The sequence below is a fragment of the Sulfitobacter sp. UBA4523 genome (assembly GCF_002388305.1).
In the GTDB taxonomy this organism is placed as follows: domain Bacteria; phylum Pseudomonadota; class Alphaproteobacteria; order Rhodobacterales; family Rhodobacteraceae; genus Sulfitobacter; species Sulfitobacter pontiacus.
Genome location: NZ_DGMH01000017.1, coordinates 108,504 through 113,901, shown reverse-complemented (window position 1 = coordinate 113,901; position 5,398 = coordinate 108,504). Strand labels below are relative to the sequence as shown.

Here is a 5,398-nt window from a genome sequence, read left to right as displayed (position 1 = left end):
GCTGACCGCCGGCGCATTGGGCCAAACCCGCCATGACGTGACATCCGGCTTGACGGGCAGGGTGCGGCGGCGCGTATATACGCCCGACACGACCGGAAGGCCCCCTGATGCGCACACCGACCCGCCGCCATTTTCTCGCCCTTGCCAGTGCGGGTGCCGTCGCTGGATGTGGCGGGCAGGGCGGGTTCTCTGTCGTTGATCCGGACCATGCCAGCGCAGGCGTTGGGGCGGATGTGGGCGCGGGCGTGCAACAGCTGCTCGTCGCGACCACACGCACCGCCGATCCCGCGCCGATCGCCTACGGTGCGGGGCGGGCCAAAACGCTGGATTTCGCGCGGCTTGCCATCTCGATCCCGCCGAACCACAAGGTCGGGCAGATCGAACGCAGCCGCGGATCGCGGGCCGACCCCGCACGCCATTTCGCCCTCACCGGGGCAGAGACCTTGCCGGATCTGGAGGCGCTGGTCACTGCCGCCCGCGCCGCGTCGACACCGGGGCAAGAGGCGGTGGTCTTTGTGCATGGCTATAACAACGGCTTTGCCAAAGCCGCGTACCGTCATGCGCAGGTGGCGTGGGACTATGAATTGAAGGGGCCGCAGATCCACTTTTCGTGGTCGTCAGCGGCGAACCCGTTCGAATATACCTATGACCGCGACAGCGTGCTGATCGCCCGCGATGCGCTGGCGACTTTGCTGCGGCGCCTGCTGCGCGAGGACGGGCTGCGCGTGTCGCTGGTGGGGCATTCGATGGGCGGGCTGCTGATTATGGAGACGTTGCGCCAGATCGCGCTGAGTGGAGACCGCGCCCTGCTGGATCGTTTGTCTGCGACGACGCTGATCTCGCCCGATATCGATATGGACCTGTTCCGCGCGCAGGCCCATGCGCTTGGCCATTTGCCGCAGCCCTTTACCGTGGCGATTGCACAGAACGACCGGCTGCTGCGCCTGTCGTCGGGCTTGTCAGGGGGGGCTGCCCGTCTGGGATCGGTAGAGGATCTGGACCAGCTTGAAGGGCTTGGCGTCTTCGTGGTGGATATGACGGGCATCGCCGACACGGGCAGCAATCACTTCCTGCCGGGCACCTCTGCCTCTGCCATTGCGCTGATAAAGGGGTTGCGAGACGCCGATGCGCTGGCCCCGCAATCCCTGTCTGTCGGACCGGTGAGCATCAAACTGGGCGGGTAGCCGCGTCGCCGTCCAGACCCGCTGCTGAAATGGCCGCCCGAAGCGCTGTGCTAAAGCGCGCCATCATCCTGCTATCCTCTGCCAAGTTGCGGCGCAGGGATCGGGGCAGTTCCAACTGCACGCCCGTGCCGCTGCGGGTGCGGTTGCAGATGTTGCTGGGGTGCACGCCGGGCAGGGCCGTATTCAGCGCGGCCCCGAAGCCCGCCGCGCGCAGTGCGTCGCCTACAGCGTCCCGCAGGATTTCGTCACGCCCCCCCAGCCAGACCGTGTCGGTGCCATCATCCTTGCGCCCGTGAATGGCAATCGACGTGTCCGCCCCTGCCACCAGCGCCAGCGCCCGAGGTTCATCAAACCGATGCGAGGTGATGTGGTAATCGCCATGCGCCCCGGCGCGCAGCGCCTCGAACAAGTAGAACGACAGATCATCCCCGGCGACAGCCCGTGCGATGCTTGCCGTTTCCGGTTCGATCGTCCCGCCGTGGGGCGCAAGGATCGCGACGCATGTGCCGCGATCCTGCACGGTGATACGGTAGTCCCTGTCCTGCTCATGCGCCGCGGCGAGCGTGGCGAAATCGGGGTAGCGGTCGGCCATAGTCTATACGTCCAGCTTGGTGATCGTCTTGCTGATCTTGCCGTCGACGCGACGCAGGCTCACCATCTCTCCGAAGCGGATATGCAACCAGTCGGAACCATCCTCGGTCAACGGTTCCGACGCGAAAATGGCCGAGGTCGCTTCACCTTCGGGGCTGGCATCGACCTTGTAGCTGTCGGCGTAGTCCTCGAAATTCTCGCCCATCAACAGGTACATCGGTTCAAGCAGCATCGACAGGGCGTAGTCATCGGTGCCGGGGCCGGCTTTGCGCAGCTCTTTCCAGTCGCCTTCGGGTGCGGTTTCGCCTTTGTGGCCGGCCCCATAGTTCACGCCGATGATCCGGTCGGTGGACACCAGAGCGATTTTCAGCTTGGTCAGGGCGACCAGGTCCAGTTTGCGCATCGCCTGCAATACGGCATCAAGCAGCTTCTCGAACGCCGCCTGCACGTCGTCATCGCTATTGCCTTCCAGCAGGGACAGCAGCAGCACGTAGAAGAATTCCGTGTCCGTCGTGCCTTTCATCTGCCGCAGGAAATCGTCTTTGCACAGGGGCAGCAATTCGCGCTGCAGCAGCCGCCAATGGGGCAGGGCTCCGTTCTGCGCGATGATCCACGGGGTGCCCTTGAACGAGAATGGGTGGCAGTTCTCGTCCGCCAGCACGTTGCGTGCATCATAGGCCGCAGCGCGGACATGGGCGAGCATGGTGCTTGCCTGCAAACTGGGGATGATGCCGGGGGCGTTGTCATCGTGGAACGCGGCCATGGGGCGATGATACAGCAGCGGTTCCTCGGGCTTCAGCAGATGCGCGCTCCATAATCCGAAGCCCCAACCGGCGAGTTGCAGGTTCGGGTGCAGCTCGGGGTCAAGGCTTTGGTTGATCAGACTGTTTTCCGGCTTGATCAGCAGGCTTTCAAGCGGGATTTCAGGCCCGATATAGGCGAGAACGCGGCACATAGCTTTCCTATCACATCAAGGGTCGATCACGGGCATCACCAAGCGGCGGCATCCCGTATCATTCTGTCAGCTCAGGTAGGGCGGCGCGGGCCAAAGGCCAGATCAGCGGATCAGAGGGGGCGGACACCTGCGCATGTGGCAGGGGCGTCCGGCATATGCAGACGGTCGCGGGTTAGCGTGTTGCGCTCACAGCGTGATAGGTGCTGTTTTGCGGCATCCGTATCGCCACTGAACCGCTGCAAGGCGCGATGCCACGCCCGCAGGGCAGAGCGTGCGGACCAAGGCAATGCCGCTTGGGCCAGCCAGCCGCGCAGTTCCGGCGGCAAGCGGTCATAGGCGGCCATCGGGTCTTGTGTGCGACGGCGTGCGGCAAGGCTGCTGCGGCAGTTGGGCTGGCGGAGGGTGGTTTTCGGCATGGTACTTTTGTCGCTGAAAGCAAGGGGTGCGCCGCCACCGTCAAGGCAGGCAGCGGCGCAGGATGTCAGTGCGCCTGCATCTCGGCAGAGATGTCAGCGGGGCTGAGGGCCGCGGGGTAATATGTCGGCCAGTTGGTGACTTCCTTCAGCAGGGCCGCGCGATCATCCCCCCAATAAAGGTGATAGTGATCTGCCTTGGCGGGCGCGATCTTGTGGTCGCTGAACTGGAAGAACATCGGGGCCTCGGCGTCGCCGCTGACCTTTTCAAAGATATAGCGCACACCGCGATTACCCTTTTCATAGGTCAACACCTCGAAGCCGTCGCTTTCATACCGCCCCTGCATCGATGTCTCGCCCGTGTAGAAGGTTGCGGTATCGCCCGAGAATACGATCCGGTCGACATCGGTGGCATAGCCGGTGGCGTAATAGGCTTTGTATTCCTCGGCGGTTTTGTCACCCTTGGCCGCCTTATGCGCCATCACCGCGTCCAGATCACCGCTTTGCAACAGCGGGTAGACGGACTGCCAGTCGCCCTCCCAGTCGGCCAGCGGGCGCGGTTTGATCTGCGCATCGTCGAAGTAGCCTTTGTAGATGTCGTCGTCGCCGTGATCATGATCATGGTCGTGATCGTGGCTGTGATCATGGGCCTCGTGGTCATGCGCCTTGTCTTTGGCGTGATCCGCAAGGGCGGGCAGGGCTGTGGCGGCAAGAGAGGTCGCGGCCAGAACGGAAAGAAATGCGGTGTGGATGCGGGTCATCATGGGCTCCATTCAGGATCGGTAGGGAAATGATTAGTTATGTTATAACGTAACCATTTCCCTAAAGGCAATCTGCGCGGAAAACAATGATCAGAATTCTTGATTAAATCAGTCAAGGCAGTAAGGTCGGGACACGATTGCCGGTAGGGAACTTGAAAAAGGACCGCGCAGTCGCTCTGGGAGGAGAACAAAATGAAGACTAATAATAGTATTAATCGACGTTCGTTTTTGACCAAATCGGCCGTCGCTGGCGGGGCTGCGGCTGGCAGCATGCTGGCGGCTCCGGCGGTTCTGGCGCAAGCGCCATTGGTTATCAAAATGCAAACGTCATGGAATGACGCCAACATCTGGCAGGACTTCGCACGCGACTATGCCACCCGCGTCGAAGAAATGTCGGGCGGGCGCGTCAAGGTCGATGTGCTGCCTGCGGGCGCGGTTGTTGCGGCGTTCCAGGTGCTGGACGCTGTGAATGACGGCTTGATCGATGCCGCGCATTCGGTGCCTGTCTATTGGTACGGCAAGAACAAGGCCGCGTCGCTGTTCGGCACAGGTCCGGTTTTCGGCGGCTCCGCAACGACGATGCTGTCGTGGTTCTACGAAGGCGGCGGCCAAGAGTTGTATAACGAGCTGACACAGGACATCATGGGCCTCGACGTGGTCGGCTATATGGGCTTCCCGATGTTCGCGCAGCCCTTTGGCTGGTTCAAGGAAGAGGTGAATTCGGTCGAGGATCTGCAAGGGTTCAAATATCGCACCGTGGGTCTGGCGGCCGATCTGATGGCCAAGCTCGGCATGTCCGTCGCTCAGCTGCCGGGCGGCGAAATCGTGCCCGCGATGGAGCGTGGCGTGATCGACGCTTTCGAGTTCAACAACCCCTCGTCGGACAAGGACTTTGGCGCGCAGGACGTGGCCAAGAACTACTATCTGTCGTCCTATCACCAGGCGTCCGAAAGCTTCGAGTTCCTGTTCTCGCGGACCTTCCTTGAGGATCTGGACCCGGACCTGCAGGCGATCCTGAAATATGCTGTCGAAGCGGCCTCTACCGCGAACACAGCCAAGGCGATGAACCGCTATTCTGCGGATCTTCAGTTCTTGCAGGATGAAGCAGGGGTCACCGTGCGTCGCACCTCGAAAGAGATTCTGGACGCACAGCTGAAGGCATGGGACGAACTGATCCCCGAGCTGGAAGCCGATCCGTTCATGAAGAAGACCCTCGACAGCCAGCGCGAGTGGGTCAGCCGTGTGTCGTATTACGAGCTGATGAACTCGCCCGACTACGGTCTGGCCTACGAGCATTACTTCCCTGGCAAGATCAAGCTCTGATCCCGCTGACAGGTAAAGTACAGAACCCCGGCACCTTTGTGTGCCGGGGTTTCAGACGAGGCATGGGGACATCATGATTTCATTTATACGGTTCGCCGACAGCCTGTCGGCATGGTTTGGCAAGTCATTCGCGTGGCTTATCCTGCTGATGTCCATCGGCACGGGCTACGA

At 61.8% G+C, this 5,398-nt stretch carries 6 protein-coding genes; 2 read left to right on the top strand and 4 right to left on the bottom strand.

Going from position 1 to position 5,398, the window contains the following annotated elements:
• Positions 1-107 precede the first annotated feature (107 nt).
• Positions 108-1,184 (top strand): alpha/beta hydrolase, encoded by a 1,077-nt coding sequence (locus B3849_RS03830; RefSeq protein WP_286779837.1) that lies wholly within the window; start codon positions 108-110, stop codon positions 1,182-1,184.
• On the opposite strand, the gene B3849_RS03825 is transcribed toward B3849_RS03830, so the two are convergent.
• The 4 genes from B3849_RS03825 to B3849_RS03810 all read right to left on the bottom strand — a co-directional run bounded on the left by B3849_RS03825 (position 1,168) and on the right by B3849_RS03810 (position 3,904).
• Positions 1,168-1,776 carry a poly-gamma-glutamate hydrolase family protein gene (locus B3849_RS03825; protein WP_286779836.1) on the bottom strand — a complete coding sequence of 203 codons (609 nt, stop codon included), beginning with the start codon at positions 1,774-1,776 and terminating at the stop codon, positions 1,168-1,170. The genes B3849_RS03830 and B3849_RS03825 overlap by 17 nt on opposite strands.
• 3 nt (positions 1,777-1,779) lie before the next feature.
• The gene (locus B3849_RS03820; RefSeq protein ID WP_278424731.1) at positions 1,780-2,730 is read right to left on the bottom strand and encodes a class II glutamine amidotransferase; all 951 of its coding nucleotides are present in this window, start codon (positions 2,728-2,730) and stop codon (positions 1,780-1,782) included.
• 110 nt (positions 2,731-2,840) lie between these two features.
• On the bottom strand, positions 2,841-3,146 hold the full coding sequence (locus B3849_RS03815) for a DUF6525 family protein (RefSeq protein ID WP_278424732.1): 306 nt from the start codon (positions 3,144-3,146) through the stop codon (positions 2,841-2,843).
• Between the two features lie 65 nt (positions 3,147-3,211).
• Positions 3,212-3,904: a ZinT family metal-binding protein gene (locus B3849_RS03810; RefSeq protein WP_278424733.1), complete on the bottom strand. Its 693-nt coding sequence runs from the start codon at positions 3,902-3,904 to the stop codon at positions 3,212-3,214.
• A gap of 192 nt (positions 3,905-4,096) precedes the next feature.
• Here B3849_RS03810 and B3849_RS03805 point away from each other — a divergent pair, with 192 nt between their 5' ends.
• Positions 4,097-5,227 (top strand): TRAP transporter substrate-binding protein, encoded by a 1,131-nt coding sequence (locus B3849_RS03805; protein ID WP_037943698.1) that lies wholly within the window; start codon positions 4,097-4,099, stop codon positions 5,225-5,227.
• Positions 5,228-5,398 lie beyond the last annotated feature (171 nt).